We start from the raw sequence: 18,155 nt of genomic DNA on the forward strand, positions 1-18,155 counted from the left end.
CCGAGGCGAGGCTGACTAGGCTGGGGGCAGGTTCTGTCCATTCGCCCCCTGTCAGGAGAGCCCATGCGCCAGTCCCCGCATCCTGTCCCGTCACCGTCTCCTGAGACTTTTCTGCCAAGCCTGTCCAGACTCATCGACACCCCGCCCACTGGCGAGGAAGTGCTCGAGGTTCATGCCCTTCTCGGCGACGCTCTCAGGGCCCGGGCCAGCGATATTCACCTGGATCCCTTCGAGGGAGGGTTGCGCCTGCGCCTGCGCATCGACGGCCATGTCGTCGATGCGGCCACTGTCGAAGCCGGCCTTGGCCAGCGACTGATCAATCAGTTCAAGGTCCTCGCCGGGCTCAACCCGGTGCCGTCGTTGGCCACGACCGAGGGTAGCTTCGGCTGGTCACCGGACGAGTCGGGCGAGGTCGAGGAGCACTTCCTGCGGGTCACGGCGGTGAAGTGCGTGGCCGGCGAGAAGCTGGCCGTGCGCTTTCTGGCCGCACCGCCCGCCTTCCCGGATCCTGGGGCCCTGGGGCTGGGCGAGCACGGGGTGCGGGGACTGAGACGCTGGCTGGATGCCACGGCGGGTATGCTGCTGGTCGCCGGCCCCACCGGGGCCGGCAAGACCACGACGCTCTACACCCTCCTGGAGCAGCTGCGGCTAAGCGACAGCCAGGTGGTCACGCTGGAGGATCCGGTCGAGTACGAGCTGCCGGGCATCAACCAGGTGCAGGTCGATGCGGGCAGCGGACTCGATTTCGCCTCTGGCACACGCTCCATGCTACGCCTGGACCCCGACTATGTGCTGATCGGCGAGCTGCGCGATCCGGGGTCCGCCCAGGCGGCGGTCAGTGTCGCCAACGGCGGCCGCTCGCTGATGGCCACCCTGCATAGCCGCGATGCCGTGGGCGTGGTCTCCACGCTGCGCCAGCTGGGTCTCGATGATGCCGAGATCGCGGCCAGCCTTGGTCTGGTGATCGCCCAGCGACTGGTGCGCCGGCTCTGTACGGCCTGCCGTCGGCTGGGCCCCGTGGCGCCCGAAGAGGCCGACTGGCTGTCGGCGGTAGGCGCCGCGGTGCCCCGGCGCGCCTGGTCGGCAGTGGGCTGTGAACGCTGCCAGGGCCTGGGCTATTACGGCCGCACCGGGGTCTTCGAGGTCTGGCAGCCGTCCGCCGAGGACCAGGGGCGCCTGCTGCGCCATGCCGACGAGATCGAGCTGCGCCGTGGCCTGGTCGAGCGAGGCGAGACCCTGATGCTCGCTGACGGCCTGGCCAAGGCGGAGGCCGGGGTAACGACCCTGCGCGAGGCATTGCGAATGGGCGCTATCCTCGCGGCCTGACCTGGCGAAGCACGTCCGGCGCGCTCTCGCCGGCGAGGGCCCGGCGCTCGTCGGCATCCAGCAGTGACGCCAGGCAAGCACCGGTCACCTCGCTGGCCGCCGCCAGCACGTGGGCCCAGGTGGCCCGGTTGGCGAACAGCATGCCGAAGGTGTCCAGGGTCCCGCCCCGGTTGCGATAGCCGAGAAAGCGCGTGCCGTCGCCGGTGTCCAGGGGCCGCAGGACGCCGTTCAGAGGCTCGGGGCGCCCATGGCAGAGGAACACTCGGGCGGGGCAGTCGGCCACCCGCTCGGTCCGGGCGTTGGCCTCGAGTGTCACGCCGGCCTCGCGAGCGTCACGGGGCTGGCGCAGCCGCCCCGGCGATTGGATGGCATAGAGGCTGGTCGCGATACCGGCGCGGTCCAGCCGGGCCAGTGCCTTGTCCATCTCGATCAGCTGGTAGGCGCCGAGCGCGAATAGCTGCAGGGCAGGGGCCTCGGCCTCGTGCAGGCACAGCACGCCGTCACGCTCCAGGCGCCGGGCCTGGTCGGCATCGAGTCGTACCGGGACCGGGTTCTTGGGGACCACCATCACCGCGACCCGGCCACGGCTGTGGTAGAGAGAATACAGCGCCTGGACGGTACTGGGGGCGTCCACCGGGAACAGGGTGGGGGCCACGTCGTCCATCTCGCCGAGCCAGGCCTCGCAGAGGGTGGGGTCCTGGTGGGACTGCTCGTTCTTGCCGTTTTCCCAGACATGCGAGCTGGCCAGGATGGGGACCGTGAGCCAGCCGGGAGGGCGTCCCGCCTCGTGGCCGTGGCGGGCGAAGATGATTTCCTGACGCATCGCGCCGAGCATCTTGACCGCAAAGGCCTCGTAGCTGGCGACCAGGTTGAGGCCATGCTTGTTGCCCAGGGTCGCGCTGACCACGGCCTCTTCGTTGAGCGCGGTGATCACGGCGCCATCCAGCGCCTCGGCCACCTCCGGTTCCGGATCAGTGACCCGGTGACGGAGACGGTCGAGGGTGTGATTCAGGCGGTTGCTGCGCATCTCGTCCGGGTTGCCCACGCGCACGCGAAGCCCGGGGTTTGCCTCGACCAGGCCGACAAAGGCGAGATCCACCGCGGCCATGGGCGAGACGGCCTCGCCCGGTGTGAAGGTCGGCAGCGCGGGCAGTTCTGGCAGGGGCGGGTGGGGGGCGGCGAGGGCATGGTCGCGTTCCCGGGGGCGTGCCGTCCGGGCATGGTCGTTGAGCCGGGCAACGGCGGCGACCAGGGACTCCCGGGGAACATGCAGTCGTGCCGCCCCCTGACGGAAGCGACGGCGAGCCTCGGCATCGATCGCCGGGTTCTCGCCCAGGGGAAGGTTATGGGCGGCGTTGGTGCCGGCCCCCGGGAACCCGTAGCCCTTGATCGTCTCGGCGATCACATAGGGCATGCGCACCGGGTAGCGGGTCTTGCCGGTGGCAATGGGCCCGGCCTGCTCGTCGAGTTCCTCCTCCGCGGTGAGGATCGCCCAGGCCACCGCGGCGGGATCCCGGCCATCGACGGTCAGCGGCGAGAAGCCGTTCAGCGTGAGGTGATCCTGGAACCAGGCGGTACCGCCGGCCTGGTTCATGCCGGTGCGCTGGTCGATGCGCCGGCCGTTGGCGATCATCACCGGTACCAGGTCGCCACTGTCCTCGGCGCGCCACCAACGCGGGACCCAGTCCGAGCCGCGCTGTTCCTCGAAGGCCCCGTCGCTGAGGAAGGCCACCAGCGAATCTCCCGCGAGCGGCATATGGGCATACTGCAGGCCGGCGAACCCCAGGTAGCCGCCCTCGCCGGTGCCACCGGCGGTATGCGGGTTCACGTGGCTGCCGAGGGGGGAGACGGGGTGGCCGCCGGCATCGACGGCGCTGCGGTAGAAGTCCGTCACCAGGCGGCTCAGGCCGGTATCGCTGAGCCCGTAGCGGGCGGCGTGGCTTGGCGTCATGTTGTCCACCAGCACGTTCACCGCGTCGATGGCCGCCACGCAATGGCCCTGGCCCATGGTCCAGGAACGGGTGCGCCCGGAGAGGCTGTTGGCCAGCAGGTAGCCGACATAGGCGGGGACCATGTTGAGCGCGCCGCCGGTATGCCCCTGGGGCGCGGGCTTGAAGTCCTCGGCGGCGAGCTCGCCGCCGTCGAGGCGCACGCGTTGGCAGTAGGTCATATGAACCACCAGCCACATGCCCATGCTGGCCAGCCGGTCCGCGGCATGGAACCGCGCCAGCCAATCCCGGTGCGTCTTGGCGTCCGGCGCGTGATGATCGAGCAGCTGGGCGATGCGCGCCCGGGTGGTGGGTTCGTGGCGAATCACGCCGAGCCCCCGGGCCCAGTGCGCGAAGGAGAAGATATCGGAACTGTCGTCGAATGGCGACGGGGGAAGGGGCTGCGACATGGTGATGTCTGTCCTGGGCGACGGCGACAAGCGCTCGGGATGTCTCCCAGCCTAGTTGGCCGTTGCCTCAGGGCAAGACGGAGCCGGCGTCCCCTGACAGAGACGCCGGAATACGCTATAAAGGCGCTCACGCTTTCCTGCCACGATGCTTCCATGACGAAAAAGGTGGAGATGCCAGTCCTTTCCCGTCGCCGCTTCGGCCTGCTGGCCCTGAGCGCCTCCCTCTGGCCATGGGCGCCCGCCCAGGCCGACACGACCCTGATGACCGACCTGCTGGCGAACGCCACGTCGCCGCGGCATCCCGGCGAGCTCTGGGTGCTGGTTGACGACCGCGAGGCATCGCTCAGCCTCTACCGGGGCGAGGCGCGCCTGGAGCACTATGCGCCGATCTCGCTGGGCCGGGGCGGTGCCAAGCCCCAGCGCGTGCGCGGCGACCGGGCCACCCCCCTGGGCGAGTTCCGGGTGAACCGGTTCAACCGTCAGAGCAAGTTCCATATCTTCGTCGGCCTGGACTATCCCACGCCGACCCATGCCCGGCTGGCCCTGGCGTCGGGGCTCTACAGCCAGCAGGACTATGACGATTACTTCTCCTATTACCGCCGCCACGGGGCGCCTCCCCAGGACACGGTGCTGGGGGGGGATATCGGCATCCATGGGGTCGGCGTCGGTGATCCCGAGATCCACCGCCGCTTCCACTGGACCGACGGCTGCGTGGCGGTCACCGATGCCCAAGTGGAGCGCCTGTCGTCGATGATCGACATTGGCACGCGAGTCGTGATCCGCTAGGCTTTATATGCGCTAGGGACGCTCTAGTCGGTAGACAAGCGTTGTGTCTTGCTATAGAACAGCGTTTGACTCCTGTGACACGCAGCAGACATTGCTGTAGGAAGACCTGCAATTGCAGGAAGCCTGTTCTTCAGGCATCACCAACGCAGTACCAAGGAAGACCCAAGGAGAACACCATGACTATGAAGACCACTCTTAAGCTGACCGCCGCTGCTGCCTCTCTCGCCGTTCTGGCCGGCTGTGCCTCTTCCAGCGCCCTGGAAGAAGTCCGCATGACTGCCGAGTCCGCTCAGGCCGACGCCGCCGAAGCGCGCAGCATCGCCACCCAGGCACAGAACACCGCTAACCAGGCACAGCGTGACGCTCAGGCGGCTCTGCAGATGTCCCAGCAGAACCGTGAAGAGATGAACCGCATGTTCGAGCGTTCCATGCGCAAGTAATCCCCGGATTCCCACGCCAGGCGCGCCGCCTGGCGATGCGGTATCGGAAACCACTCCTCCTGAGAGGGGTGGTTTTTTTTGTCCCGACGCCATGACGGGGCTGCCATGCCCCGGCGAGCCGGTCCTCGGGCCGGCTCGCCGTTGGCATCAGCCCTGTGGCGGCAGCTGTTCGTACAGGCTCGGCCGGGCCGCGATCAGCTCCAGGCGGTCATACAGGGTTTCCGGGGTCGGGGCCGGCTCGGCGGGTTCGGGGGCGGCCTCGAGCGCCACCGGCATGCCGCCGGGGATCTCCACCACCTCGCGCAGCCGGGAATAGTCGACCGGGTACTCGAGCCCTTCGGTGCTGGCATCGACCTGGCCGAGTGCCTCGGTGACCCGCTGGATACTGGTGCCCTGTTTCTCGTCCAGATAGGGGTAGGCCTGGACATAGAGGGTGCCGTCGGACCAGCCCAGCTTGAAGCTCTCGTTGATCAGCCGTACCTGGGTGCCCACCGCGATCTGGTCGAACAGGTGCTCCACATCCTGCGGCAGCATCCGCACGCAGCCGTGGGAGACGCGCATGCCCACACCCTCCGGCTTGTTGGTGCCGTGGATCAGGTAGCCGGGAATGCCGAGGCGCATCTTGCGGGTGCCCAGCGGGTTGTCCGGGCCGGCAGGCACCACGCTGGGCAGGGGGTCGCCGGCCTCGGCGTGTTCGCGGCGGATGGACTCCGGCGGGTACCAGGCAGGATCCTTGACCTTCTCGGTGATGGTGGTGTTGCCCAGCGGCGTCTCCCAGTCCTGGCGGCCCACCCCGAGAGGGTAGGTCTGGACGATGCGCGGCTCGCCTTCCGCGGCCGGGGGATAGTAGTAGAGGCGCATCTCGGCGACATTGATCACGATGCCGTTACGCGACGCATCGGGCAGGATAAACTGGCCGGGAATCGTCACCTCGGTGCCTTCGCCGGGATACCAGACGCTGACGTCCGGGTTGGCGCGCACCATGGCCCGGTAGCCGATACCGTGCTCATGGCCGATATCGATCAGGGTGTCTTCCTTGTCGGCCTCGACGGTGTAGACCTCGCCGACTAGGTCGCCTTCCTCAGGAAGCAAATAGTAGCCGCGAGGCAGATCCTCGTTGGCCTGCAGCGGGACGGCGAGGGCGCCGCAGAGCCCTAGCGCCAGGGTGGCGCGGGCGGCATGCGCGAGCAGTGGGGAAGGGGTCATTGCAGTCATCGTCTCTGAAGTCATTCGTCAAGGAGCCGGGCGGCGATCGCGTCCCTGGGGCGCCGTGTGAGGTTAGAGTGCCCGAGACACGGCCGGTTCGCTAGAGTGGGGCCACGATTGAGGTTCAAGGGCCGAGGGTCATGCCGCCTCGGCCTTGCGGTTGAGGGCATCGAGCAGCTGTTCCACGACGGCGAAGCGGGCCGCCTCGTCGGCCATGTCGGCCTCGAAGCGCAGGGTGTCGGCGCCCTCCAGGCGGTAGCGCTGCGGCTCGCGCTGGATCAGCTCGACCAGGATCAGCGGGTCGACCCGGGTATGGCCGGCGAAGATCACCCGCCCCCGCTCGGGGCCGGCCTCGAGGCGCGCGATGCCCAGGCGCTCGGCCCGCTGGCGCAGCCGGGTCTGGCGCAGCAGGGTCTTGACCGGCGCCGGCAGCAGGCCGAAGCGATCGATCATCTCCACCTGGAGCTCCTTGAGCTCGGCCTCGCTCTCGGCGCTGGCGATCCGCTTGTACATCACCAGGCGCTGCTGGACGTCATGCAGGTAGTCGTCGGGAATCAGCGCCGGCAGGTTGAGGCCGATCTCCACGCCCTCGTCCAGGGGCGCTTCGATGTTGGGTGTCTTGCCCTCGCGAATCGCCTTCACGGCGCGATCGAGCATCTGCATGTAGAGGCTGTAGCCGACTGCCTCCATCTGGCCGCTCTGCTCGTCGCCGAGCAACTCGCCGGCGCCGCGGATCTCCATGTCGTGGCTGGCCAGGGTGAAGCCGGCGCCGAGGTCCTCGGCCTGGCCGATGGCCTCGAGGCGCTTGACGGCATCCCGGGTCATCGCCCGCGGCGGCGGGGCCAGCAGATAGGCATAGGCCTGGTGGTGGCTTCGGCCGACCCGGCCGCGCAGCTGATGGAGCTGGGCCAGGCCGAACTTGTCGGCGCGCTCGATGATGATGGTGTTGGCGCTGGGTACGTCGATGCCGGTCTCGATGATTGTCGAGCAGACCAGCACATTGAAACGCTTGTGGTAGAAGTCCGACATGACCCGTTCCAGGGAGCGTTCCGGCAGCTGGCCATGGGCCACCGCCACCCGCGCCTCGGGCACCAGGCTGCGCACCGTCTCGGCGGCGGTCTCGATGGTCTTGACCTCGTTGTGCAGGAAGTAGACCTGGCCGCCGCGCAGGATCTCGCGGAGCAGCGACTCCTTGATCACCGCCTCGTCGCGCTGCTGGACGAAGGTCTTCACCGACAGCCGGCGAGCCGGCGGCGTGGCGATGATCGACAGGTCGCGGATACCGCTCATGGCCATGTTCAGGGTCCGCGGGATCGGGGTGGCGGTCAGCGTCAGGATGTCCACCTCGGCGCGCAGGCTCTTCAGGCGCTCCTTCTGGGCGACCCCGAAGCGATGCTCCTCGTCGATGATCAGCAGGCCCATGTTGGGGAAGCGCATCGACTTCGAGAGCAGCTTGTGGGTGCCGATGACGATGTCGGCCTGGCCTTCCTCGATGCGCTTCAAGGCGGCGCTCTGGCCCTGGCCGGCGGTGAAGCGGGAAATCAGCTCGATGTTCACCGCGGTGTCGGCGAAGCGGTCGCGGAAGTTCTCGAAGTGCTGGCGCGCCAGCAGGGTGGTGGGCACCAGCACCACCACCTGGCGGCCCGAGTGCACGGCGAGGAAGGCGGCGCGCATGGCCACCTCGGTCTTGCCGAAGCCGACGTCGCCGCAGACCACCCGGTCCATGGGGCGCGGGGCGGTCATGTCGCCCAGTACTGCCTGGATGGCGGCGCGCTGGTCGGGAGTCTCCTCGAAGGGAAAGCTGGCCGCGAAGCGGGCGTACTCGGCATCGGGCGGCGCACAGGCGAAGCCCTCGCGGGCCTCGCGTCGGGCATAGACGTCGAGCAGTTCGGCGGCGGTGTCGCGGATCTTCTCCGCGGCCTTGCGCTTGGCCTTCTCCCACTGCTCGGAGCCCAGCCGGTGCAGCGGGGCCAGCTCCTCGTCGGCGCCGGCATAGCGCGAGATCAGATGCAGGCTGTCCACCGGTACGTAGAGCTTGGCGCCGTCGGCGTATTCCAGGCACACGAACTCGGCGGCCTGGCCGCCGGCCTCGAGGGTCTCGAGGCCCCGGTAGCGCCCGACGCCGTGGGCCTGGTGGACGACCGGCGCGCCGGGCTTGAGCTCGGAGAGGTGGCGGATGGCCAGTTCCCCATCGTCGGTGGCCTTCTCCCGGCGACGGCTCTGGCGCACCACCTCGCCGAACAGCTCGGTCTCGCTGATCACCACCAGGTCAGGGTCGGTCAGCCGCAGCCCGGTCTCGATAGCCCCCTCAGTGATGGCGGTGCGCTCGCCAGCGGCGAGGAAGGTGGCGAAGTCATCGACATGGGGCAGGGGGATCCCCAGGGGCGCCAGTGTCTCCTCGAGGGCCTCGCGGCGGCCGCGTGACTCGGCGACGAACAGCACCCGGCTCTCGGGGTGCTCGTCGAGGAAGGCTGTCAGGGCGGCCAGGGGCTGCTTGCCGCGGGCATTGACGGTGACCTGGGGAGGCGCTTGGGCCGCCGGCACCCGGGCATGACGATGGGCCGGGTCGTCGGTGAGCTCGACCCGCGGGTGACGCTTGATGGCGCCGAAGGCCTCTGCCACGGGCACGAAGGCGCGGTGGGGCGGCAGCAGCGGTCGGGTGGGATCGACCCCCAGGTTCTCGTAGCGGCTCTCGATGGCGGCCCAGTGGTGTTCGGCAGCCGCGAGGACGCCCGGCAGCATGGCGACCCGGGTCCCCTCGGCGAGGTGCTCGAACAGCGTGGCCGTCTCGTCGAAGAACAGTGGCAGGTACTGCTCGAGGCCGGGGGAGGGGATGCCCTTGAGGGCGTCGACATATAGCGGGCACTGGCGAGGGTCGACGTCGAACAGCGTCTCGAAGCCTTCCCGGAAACAGGCGACCGCCGAGCGGGACAGCGAGTACTCGTGGGCGGGCAGCAATTCGACCTCCGCCACCTTGTCCTGGCTGCGCTGGGTGTCCGGGTCGAAATGGCGCAGGGTGTCGATCTCGTCGTCGAACAGGTCGATGCGCAGGGGCGCGTCGCTGCCCATGGGGAAGAGGTCGATCAGGGCGCCGCGCAAGGCGTACTCGCCGGGCTCGAAGACCGTCTCGACGGCCCGGTAGCCGGCCCGCGACAGGCTCTCCCGGAAGCGTTCCCGGTCCAGGGTCATGCCGACTTCGAGGGTCATCACCCGGCCGGCGATATAATCCACCGGCGGCAAGCGCTGCATCAGGGTGTTGATCGGCACCAGCACGATGCCGTGCTCGCCGTCCTGGAGGCGGCGCAAGGTGCGCAGGCGGGCCGAGACGATGTCCTGGTGCGGGGAGAAGCTGTCGTAGGGCAGGGTCTCCCAGTCCGGGAAGGGCAGTACCGGCAGGCACGAGTAGAACCCCAGTTCGCCCTCCAGGCGCTGGGCCTGGGCCGTGTCGGCGGTCACCACCAGCAGGGGTGCGTCTTCGGCGAGGTGGGCCAGGGACAGGGCCGTGGCGCTGCCGGGGGGCGTCTGCCAGTAGAGGGTGTCGCGCAGTCCCTGGGGACGCGCGGGGTCGAGAGGCGAGAAAGTCGGCATGGCGTCGCTTGCGTCGTGTCGATGGGGTGACAGGAGGCATCATACCAGCCCGAGGGCGCCATGTAGTGAAACGTGGATTCCTGTAAAACCCCTACAGCCCCTGCGACCATCCCGTGATTGCCCTGGCGAACGGGGGGCCGGATAATACGCCCGTATCTCAATTCCCATAGAGAGGCCTCTCGTGAGTCAGCAACCCCTCGATACCGTCTTCCAGGAATGGCATGACAACCAGGCGATCGCCGAGCAGATGATCCCGCTGATCGGCAGCCTCTACCGCCACAACAACGTCGTGACCACTCTGTACGGCCGCTCGCTGTTCAACCGCAGCGTCATCCGGATCCTCAAGGACCATCGCTACGTTCGCAAGATCGAGGGGACCGAGCTCTCCGTCAAGGACACCTTCCCGCTGGTCAAGGCCATGTCCGAGCTCAACCTGGGGCCGGCCCACGTCGACGTCGGCAAGCTGGGGGTGGCCTTCAAGAAGCGCGGTGGCGGCGATGCCGTGGCTTTCCTGCGCGAGGAGCTGGCCGAGATCGTCGATTCCCACGACCCGGATGCCGGCAACGGCGAGCCCAAGGACGTGGTGCTGTACGGCTTCGGCCGCATCGGCCGCATCCTGGCTCGGGTGCTGATCGAGAAGGCCGGCGGCGGCAATCTCTTGCGCCTCAAGGCCATCGTGGTGCGGGGCCGCGGGGACATCGCCAAGGACCTGGAGAAGCGCGCCAGCCTGCTGCGCCGTGACAGTGTCCATGGACCCTTCGACGGCACCATCAGCGTCGATGCCGAAGCGCGCACCCTGACCGCCAACGGCAACGTCATCAAGGTGATCTATGCCGACTCGCCGGCCGAGGTCGACTACACCGCCTACGGCATCGACAATGCCGTGGTGGTCGACAACACCGGCATCTGGCGCGACGAGGACGGCCTGGGTCAGCACCTGGCCTGCAAGGGCGTGGCCAAGGCACTGCTGACTGCGCCGGGCAAGGGCGACGTCAAGAACATCGTCTATGGCATCAACCACCAGGACATCACCGCCGAGGATCGCATCATCTCGGCGGCGTCGTGTACCACCAATGCCATCGTGCCGGTGCTCAAGGTGCTCAACGACGAGTACGGCATCGCCCACGGCCACGTCGAGACGGTGCACTCCTACACCAATGACCAGAACCTCATCGACAACTACCACAAGGGCGACCGCCGCGGCCGTAGTGCGCCGCTGAACATGGTGCTGACCGAGACCGGCGCGGCCAAGGCGGTGGCCAAGGCACTGCCGGAGCTGGGCGGCAAGCTGACCGGCAACGCCATCCGCGTGCCGACGCCCAACGTCTCCATGGCCATCCTCAACCTGACCCTGGAGCGGGAGACCGACGTCGACGCCCTCAACGACTACCTGCGCCGGATGTCCGTCGACTCCACCTTCCAGAAGCAGATCGACTACGTCGACTCGCCGGAAGTGGTCTCGACCGACTTCGTGGGCAACCGCCATGCCGGCATCGTCGATGCCAAGGCGACCATCGCCAATGGCCAGCACGCCGTGCTCTACGTCTGGTACGACAACGAGTTCGGCTACAGCTGCCAGGTCATCCGTATCCTGCAGCAGATCTCCAACGTGAACTTCCTGAAGCTGCCGCGCACTCAGGGCTGATCGCCTGCCGTCCCTGCCGCCCGGCGGGGACGCCTTTCCTTCGCTCCGGCCCTAAGGCCGCCTCGCTCAACGTTTTTTTCACCCTCTGCGACACTTCGCCCCTTGCCGCGGCGACCCCTTTGCGACCTTATGGCAGGTGGCCATCGCATTGGCTTCTCTTTATAATACCGGGGATTTTTCGGGGTGGTTCGAGCTCGCCTCGGGCCCGACTGGTAACATTCTGACAAGCAATAGAATTCTAATCCATTCGCACCCCTTTCCTTCGTATATCCGATCCATCAACTGGGCGAGACTATGATCGAAGTCAAGAAAGGCCTGGATCTCCCCATCACGGGAGCCCCGGAGCAGCGCATCGAGGATGCGCGTCCGGTGCGCCATGTGGCCGTCCTGGGTACCGACTATATCGGCATGAAGCCGACCATGGAGGTCCGGGAAGGGGACAAGGTCAAACTGGGCCAGCTGCTCTTCACCGACAAGAAGATCGACGGCGTGCGTTTTACCGCGCCGGCCGCCGGCGAGGTCGTGTCGATTCACCGCGGCGAGAAGCGCAAGCTGCTGTCGGTGGTGATCAAGGTCGACGAGACCGAGGATGCCCTGGAGTTCACCGCCCACGGCCGTAACAAGCTGGAATCCCTGGAGCGCCAGGCCGTGGTCGACCAGCTGGTCGACTCCGGGCTGTGGACGGCGCTGCGCACGCGTCCCTACTCGCGCACCCCCGCCATCGATGGAACGCCGGAGGCCATCTTCGTCACCGCCATCGACACCCATCCGCTGGCCGCCGATCCCGCCGGGATCATCAATGAGCAGCCCGAGGCCTTCGAGGACGGCCTCAAGGTGCTCGCCAGGCTAACAGAGGGCAAGGTCTTCCTGTGCACCGCCCCCGACACCCGTGTGCCCGGTGGCGACGTCAAGGGCGTGCAGGTCGAGACCTTCGGCGGCCCGCACCCCGCCGGCCTGGTCGGCACCCATATTCATCACCTCTCGCCCGTCGCCCTCCACAAGCGCGTCTGGCATATCGGCTACCAGGACGTCATCGCCTTCGGCAAGCTGTTTGCCCAGGGCCAGCTGGATGTCAGCCGGGTCGTGGCCGTGGGCGGCCCGCGCGCCGAGAAGCCGCGCCTGCTGCGCACCCGCCTGGGCGCCAGCACCGATGAACTGCTCGCCGGGGAAGTCATCGAGCCCGAGGACACCCGGGTGATCTCCGGGTCGGTGTTCTCCGGGGTCACCGCCGAGGGCAGCCTGCGTTTCCTGGGCCGCTTCCACAACCAGGTCAGCCTGCTCGAGGAAGGCAACAAGCGTGTCTTCATGGGCTGGATGTCGCCCGGTTCCAACCGCCACTCGGTGCTCGGCATCTACCTCTCGAAGATCAAGGGGCTGAGCAACTATGCGCCGACCACTTCCACCAATGGCTCCGAGCGTGCCATGGTGCCGGTGGGGGCCTACGAGGAAGTGATGCCACTGGACATCCTGCCCACCCAGCTGCTGCGCTCGCTGATCGTCGGCGACATCGAGACGGCGATGCAGTTGGGGTGTCTGGAGCTGGATGAGGAGGACCTGGCGCTGTGCACCTACGTGTGCCCCGGCAAGTACGAATACGGTCCCATCCTGCGTGACAACCTCACCATGATCGAGAAAGAGGCCTGATGATGGGTATCCGACAGACACTCGAGAATATCGAGCCGCACTTTCACAAGGGCGGCAAGTACGAGAAGTTCTATCCGCTCTTCGAAGCGGTCGACACCATCTTCTACACCCCGCCGAGCGTGGCCAAGACCACCGCCCATGTGCGCGACGGCATCGACCTGAAGCGGATCATGATCACGGTCTGGCTGTGCACCTTCCCGGCCATGTTGTTCGGCATGTGGAACGCCGGCTGGCAGGCCAACCTGGCCATCGCCGAGGGCTTCAGTGCCATGGGCGGCTGGCGCGAGGCCATCGTCATGACGCTCGCCGGCGGCCATGACCCGGGCAGTTTGTGGGCGAATTTCGTGCTCGGTGCCACCTATTTCCTGCCCATCTACCTGGTGACCTTCGTGGTGGGCGGTTTCTGGGAGGTGCTGTTCGCGATCAAGCGCGGTCACGAGGTCAACGAGGGTTTCTTCGTCACCTCCGTGCTCTACGCCCTGATCCTGCCGGCTACCATCCCGCTGTGGCAGGTGGCGCTGGGCATCACCTTCGGCGTGGTGATCGGCAAGGAGATCTTCGGCGGTACCGGCAAGAACTTCCTCAACCCGGCGCTGACCGGCCGGGCCTTCCTGTACTTCGCCTACCCGGCGCAGATCTCCGGTGACGCGGTGTGGGTCGCCGCGGACGGCTACACCGGCGCCACCGCGCTGTCCACCGCCTTTCAGAGCGGCATGAGCGTGCTGAGCGAGCAGTACAGCTGGTGGGATGCCTTCCTCGGTTTCATTCCCGGCTCGGTGGGCGAGACCTCGACGCTGGCGATCCTGATCGGGGCCGCGGTGCTGCTGTGGACCAAGATCGCTTCCTGGCGGATCATGCTGGGCACCTTCCTGGGCATGGTGGCGACCAGCGCCCTGTTCAACCTGCTCGGCTCCGACACCAACCCGATGTTCGCCATGTCCTGGTACTGGCATCTGGTGGTGGGCGGCTTCGCCTTCGGCATGGTGTTCATGGCCACCGACCCGGTGTCCGCCTCCATGACCAACCCGGGGCGGCTGATCTTCGGCGCCCTGATCGGTGTCATGACCGTGCTGATCCGTGTGGTCAACCCGGCCTTCCCGGAAGGCATCATGCTGGCGATCCTGTTCGCCAACCTGTTCGCCCCGCTGATCGACCACTTCTTTGTTCAGGCCAACATCAAGCGCCGGATGCAGCGTACCGGCGTCCCGGCCGAGGAGACTGCCTGATGGCACAGAGCAACAACTCCATCAAGAAGATCCTGACGGTGGCGTTCGCACTTTGTATCGTGTGTTCGATCATCGTCTCCACCGCCGCGGTGGCGCTGCGCTCCAAGCAGCAGCTCAACCAGGAGCTGGATCGCAAGACCAACATCCTGGCCGTGGCCGGCCTCTACGAGCCCGGTGACGACATCAAGGAAGCGTTCGAGCAGATCACGCCGCGCGTGGTCGACCTACGCACCGGCGAGTACACCGACCAGTTCGATGCCGAAAAATACAACAGCTTCCAGGCGGCCAAGGATCCGGCCCAGTCCCGGACCCTGTCGGGGGAGAAGGACATCGCCGGCCTGTCGCGCCAGGAGAACTACAGCACCGTCTACCTGGTGGGCGACCCGGACGATCCCGAGCAGGTGATCCTGCCGATCCGCGGCCAGGGCCTGTGGGGACTGATGCGCGGTTACCTGGCGGTGCAGGGCGACGGCAACACCATCGAAGGCATCACCTTCTACTCCCATTCCGAGACGCCCGGTCTCGGCGGCGAGGTCGACAACCCCCGCTGGAAGGCCCAGTGGGAGGGTAAGGAGATCTTTGCCGACGCGGACAGCGCCCAGCCGGCCATCGCCTTGGTCAAGGGCGGTGCCAGCGAGGAGACCGAGGTCGACGCCCTGTCCGGTGCCTCGCTGACCAGCAAAGGGGTGACCAATCTCCTGCAGTTCTGGCTCAGCCCCGAGGGCTTCGGCGAGTATCTCGCCCGGTTCCGCAATGACATCGCCCGGGAAGAAGTGCAGGACGCTTCCACCGACAGTGACCAGACCGAAGGAGCCTGATGATGTCAGCACCGACTCCCAAGGGCGTCCTGACGACGCCGATCTTCAAGAACAACCCCATCGCGCTGCAGATCCTGGGGATCTGCTCCGCCCTGGCGGTGACCAGCAGCATGAGCGTGTCGCTGGTGATGTCACTGGCGGTGATCTTCGTCACGGCCTTCTCTAACCTGTTCGTATCGCTGATCCGCAACCACATCCCGTCCTCGATCCGCATCATCGTGCAGATGACCATCATCGCCTCGCTGGTGATCGTGGTGGACCAGATCCTCAAGGCCTACGCCTACGAGATGTCCAAGCAGCTGTCGGTGTTCGTCGGCCTGATCATCACCAACTGCATCGTGATGGGCCGTGCCGAGGGCTTCGCCATGACCAACACTCCGGGGCTGTCGTTCCTGGATGGCGTCGGTAACGGTCTGGGCTACGGCTTCATCCTCATGACCGTCGGCTTCGTGCGCGAGCTGCTGGGTGCCGGCAGCGTGTTCGGCGTCACCGTGCTGGAGACCGTGCAGAACGGCGGCTGGTACGTGCCCAACGGCCTGCTGCTGCTGCCGCCGTCCGCGTTCTTCATCATCGGCCTGATCATCTGGGTACTGCGTGCCGTCAACCCGGAGCAGGTCGAGGAGAACGAGTTCCAGATGAAGGAAAACACCCAGCCGAAGGAGGCCGTGTAACATGGAACATTATCTGAGCCTGTTCATCGCCTCGGTCTTCGTCGAGAACATGGCCCTGGCGTTCTTCCTGGGCATGTGTACCTTCCTGGCCGTGTCCAAGAAGGTGTCCTCGGCCATCGGCCTGGGCATCGCCGTGGTGGTGGTGCTGGTGATTACCGTGCCGGTGAACAACCTACTACTGACCTTCCTGCTCAAGGAGGGCGCCCTGTCCTGGACCGGCATCAGCGGGGCCGAGAACATCGATCTCTCCTTCCTCGGCTACCTGAGCTACATCGGCGTCATCGCTGCCATCGTGCAGATCCTCGAGATGTTCCTCGACAAGTACGTGCCGGCGCTCTACAACGCCCTGGGTGTCTTCCTGCCGCTGATCACCGTGAACTGCGCGATCCTCGGCGCGACCCTGTTCATGTCCGAGCGCAGCTACAACTTCGGCGAATCCGTGGTCTACGGCCTCGGCGCCGGCGTGGGCTGGGCCCTGGCGATCACCGCCCTGGCCGGTATCCGCGAGAAGCTCAAGTACAGCGACGTGCCCGCCTCGCTGCAGGGCCTCGGGATCACCTTCATCACGGTGGGCCTGATGTCACTGGGCTTCATGTCCTTCTCCGGCATCCAGCTCTGAGTCGTGTGCTGCCGGCGGCGCGCCGCGCCGCCGGTGACCAGGCAACGCAAGCAATAGGAAACCGACATGGTTGATACAACAGTCATCTTGCTCGGTGTGGTCATGTTCACCGTGATCATCATCGGTCTGACGGCGGTGATCCTGGCCGCCCGCAGCAAGCTCGTCAGCACCGGGGATGTGACCATCGAGGTCAACGGCGACCCCGACCACACCCTGACCACTCAGGCCGGCGGCAAGCTGCTCAATACCCTGGCCGCCAACGGCATTTTCCTGTCCTCTGCCTGTGGCGGTGGTGGCTCCTGCGCCCAGTGCAAGTGCCGCGTGGAGGAGGGCGGTGGCTCCATACTGCCCACCGAGGAATCGCACTTCACCCTGCGCGAGAAGAAGGACGGCTGGCGCCTGTCCTGCCAGGTGCCGGTCAAGCAGGACATGAAGATCGAGGTCCCCGAGGAGGTCTTCGGCGTCAAGAAGTGGGAATGCGAGGTCATCGAGAACCCCAACGTCGCCACCTTCATCAAGGAGCTCAACCTGCGCCTGCCCGAGGGTGAGGAAGTGGCCTTCCGCGCCGGCGGCTACGTGCAGCTGGTGGCCCCGCCCTACGACATCAAGTTCTCCGACTTCGATATCGAAGAGGAATACCGGGGCGACTGGGAGAAGTTCGGCCTGTTCGACGTCTCCCACAAGAACACCGAGGAAGTCATCCGCGCCTATTCCATGGCGAACTACCCGGAAGAGAAGGGCATCCTCAAGTTCAACATCCGTATCGCCACCCCACCGCCCAACACCAGTCACCCGCCCGGGCTGATGTCCACCTATGTCTTCGCCTTGAAGCCGGGTGACAAGGTCACGGTGATGGGGCCCTTCGGCGAGTTCTTTGCCAAGGACACCGACGCCGAGATGGTGTTCATCGGCGGCGGTGCCGGCATGGCGCCGATGCGCAGCCATATCTTCGACCAGCTCAAGCGCCTCGATACCAAGCGCAAGATCTCCTTCTGGTACGGTGCGCGCTCCTGGCGCGAGACCTTCTACAACGAGGAGTACGACCAGCTGGCCGAGGAGCACGACAACTTCGAGTGGCACCTGGCCCTGTCGGACCCGCAGCCGGAGGACAACTGGGAGGGGCCGACCGGCTTCATCCACAATGTCCTCTACGACAACTACCTCAAGGACCACCCGGCGCCCGAGGACTGCGAGTACTACATGTGCGGGCCGCCCATGATGAACGCCTCCGTGATCAAGCTGCTGCTGGATCTCGGCGTCGAGCCGGAGAACATCATGCTCGACGACTTCGGCGGCTGATCGGCCCCGGCGACCTGCAGGGCTGGCCCACGGGCCAGCCCTGCTTGATTCCGCCGCCCGATATGCCGCTTTCGGGGCGGCATATCAGGCGACGGTACCTTAGGGAGCGCGACGGTAACTGTCGTTGTCCCAAGGGTGGCACCATCTCAGCGATAGCGACGGAGCACTCCAATGAGCACCTTTCTCGTGGTACTTGCCTTCATGCTGGTCATCATGGCCGCCATGGCGATCGGCGTCATCCTCGGTCAGAAGCCCATCGCCGGCAGCTGCGGCGGCCTCAACAAGCTCGGCCTCAAGGAAGGCTGCGAGGTCTGCGGCGGCAAGGATGAGGTATGCGAAGAAGAGAACCGCAAGCGCAGCGGTGGGGCACGTCGTCGTAGCGACGAGAGCCGCGGGGCCGACCTCGGCTACGACGCCACCAAGCGCTGACGCGAAGTTCGAGGTTTTAGGGGCGAGGTTCGAGGTGGCGGGAGAGCCGCTTGCTGCGCG

14 protein-coding genes are annotated in these 18,155 nt (G+C 66.6%); 11 read left to right on the plus strand and 3 right to left on the minus strand.

Annotated features, from left to right (window positions below; genetic code table 11):
* The first annotated feature begins 63 nt into the window (after positions 1 to 63).
* Positions 64 to 1,326, plus strand: coding sequence for a GspE/PulE family protein (locus tag EKG36_RS06920; protein ID WP_126482415.1), 1,263 nt, complete (start codon positions 64 to 66; stop codon positions 1,324 to 1,326).
* Here EKG36_RS06920 and EKG36_RS06925 read toward each other — a convergent pair.
* A complete protein-coding gene (locus tag EKG36_RS06925; RefSeq protein WP_126482417.1) occupies positions 1,310 to 3,724 on the minus strand; it encodes a phosphoketolase family protein in 2,415 nt (804 codons plus the stop codon). The genes EKG36_RS06920 and EKG36_RS06925 overlap by 17 nt on opposite strands.
* Before the next feature lie 171 nt (positions 3,725 to 3,895).
* Here EKG36_RS06925 and EKG36_RS06930 point away from each other — a divergent pair, with 171 nt between their 5' ends.
* Positions 3,896 to 4,510, plus strand: coding sequence for a L,D-transpeptidase family protein (locus EKG36_RS06930; protein WP_126482419.1), 615 nt, complete (start codon positions 3,896 to 3,898; stop codon positions 4,508 to 4,510).
* 176 nt (positions 4,511 to 4,686) lie between these two features.
* Positions 4,687 to 4,950: an Lpp/OprI family alanine-zipper lipoprotein gene (locus EKG36_RS06935; RefSeq protein ID WP_126482421.1), complete on the plus strand. Its 264-nt coding sequence runs from the start codon at positions 4,687 to 4,689 to the stop codon at positions 4,948 to 4,950.
* A gap of 147 nt (positions 4,951 to 5,097) precedes the next feature.
* On the opposite strand, the gene EKG36_RS06940 is transcribed toward EKG36_RS06935, so the two are convergent.
* Positions 5,098 to 6,156 (minus strand): L,D-transpeptidase family protein, encoded by a 1,059-nt coding sequence (locus EKG36_RS06940; RefSeq protein ID WP_246007448.1) that lies wholly within the window; start codon positions 6,154 to 6,156, stop codon positions 5,098 to 5,100.
* A 138-nt stretch (positions 6,157 to 6,294) separates the two neighbouring features.
* Positions 6,295 to 9,744: a transcription-repair coupling factor gene (gene mfd, locus EKG36_RS06945; RefSeq protein ID WP_126482425.1), complete on the minus strand. Its 3,450-nt coding sequence runs from the start codon at positions 9,742 to 9,744 to the stop codon at positions 6,295 to 6,297.
* Positions 9,745 to 9,925: 181 nt separating this feature from the next.
* Here mfd and EKG36_RS06950 point away from each other — a divergent pair, with 181 nt between their 5' ends.
* The 8 genes from EKG36_RS06950 to nqrM all read left to right on the plus strand — a co-directional run bounded on the left by EKG36_RS06950 (position 9,926) and on the right by nqrM (position 18,095).
* On the plus strand, positions 9,926 to 11,389 hold the full coding sequence (locus EKG36_RS06950) for a glyceraldehyde-3-phosphate dehydrogenase (protein WP_126482427.1): 1,464 nt from the start codon (positions 9,926 to 9,928) through the stop codon (positions 11,387 to 11,389).
* Between the two features lie 294 nt (positions 11,390 to 11,683).
* Positions 11,684 to 13,033 carry a Na(+)-translocating NADH-quinone reductase subunit A gene (locus EKG36_RS06955; protein WP_126482429.1) on the plus strand — a complete coding sequence of 450 codons (1,350 nt, stop codon included), beginning with the start codon at positions 11,684 to 11,686 and terminating at the stop codon, positions 13,031 to 13,033.
* Entirely contained in the window at positions 13,033 to 14,259 is a 1,227-nt protein-coding gene (locus EKG36_RS06960; RefSeq protein ID WP_126482431.1) for an NADH:ubiquinone reductase (Na(+)-transporting) subunit B, read from the plus strand. Before EKG36_RS06955 ends, EKG36_RS06960 begins: the two co-directional genes overlap by 1 nt.
* Positions 14,259 to 15,077 carry a Na(+)-translocating NADH-quinone reductase subunit C gene (locus EKG36_RS06965; RefSeq protein ID WP_126482433.1) on the plus strand — a complete coding sequence of 273 codons (819 nt, stop codon included), beginning with the start codon at positions 14,259 to 14,261 and terminating at the stop codon, positions 15,075 to 15,077. Before EKG36_RS06960 ends, EKG36_RS06965 begins: the two co-directional genes overlap by 1 nt.
* A 2-nt stretch (positions 15,078 to 15,079) precedes the next feature.
* Positions 15,080 to 15,748, plus strand: coding sequence for an NADH:ubiquinone reductase (Na(+)-transporting) subunit D (locus EKG36_RS06970; protein WP_126482434.1), 669 nt, complete (start codon positions 15,080 to 15,082; stop codon positions 15,746 to 15,748).
* A 1-nt stretch (position 15,749) separates the two neighbouring features.
* Positions 15,750 to 16,367, plus strand: coding sequence for an NADH:ubiquinone reductase (Na(+)-transporting) subunit E (gene nqrE, locus EKG36_RS06975; RefSeq protein ID WP_126482436.1), 618 nt, complete (start codon positions 15,750 to 15,752; stop codon positions 16,365 to 16,367).
* A gap of 66 nt (positions 16,368 to 16,433) precedes the next feature.
* Positions 16,434 to 17,666 (plus strand): NADH:ubiquinone reductase (Na(+)-transporting) subunit F, encoded by a 1,233-nt coding sequence (gene nqrF, locus EKG36_RS06980; RefSeq protein WP_126482438.1) that lies wholly within the window; start codon positions 16,434 to 16,436, stop codon positions 17,664 to 17,666.
* Positions 17,667 to 17,837: 171 nt separating this feature from the next.
* Positions 17,838 to 18,095 carry a (Na+)-NQR maturation NqrM gene (gene nqrM / locus EKG36_RS06985; RefSeq protein ID WP_126482440.1) on the plus strand — a complete coding sequence of 86 codons (258 nt, stop codon included), beginning with the start codon at positions 17,838 to 17,840 and terminating at the stop codon, positions 18,093 to 18,095.
* The last annotated feature ends 60 nt before the right edge of the window (positions 18,096 to 18,155 follow it).

The organism is Halomonas nitroreducens, assembly GCF_003966155.1.
In the GTDB taxonomy this organism is placed as follows: Bacteria; Pseudomonadota; Gammaproteobacteria; order Pseudomonadales; family Halomonadaceae; genus Halomonas; species Halomonas nitroreducens.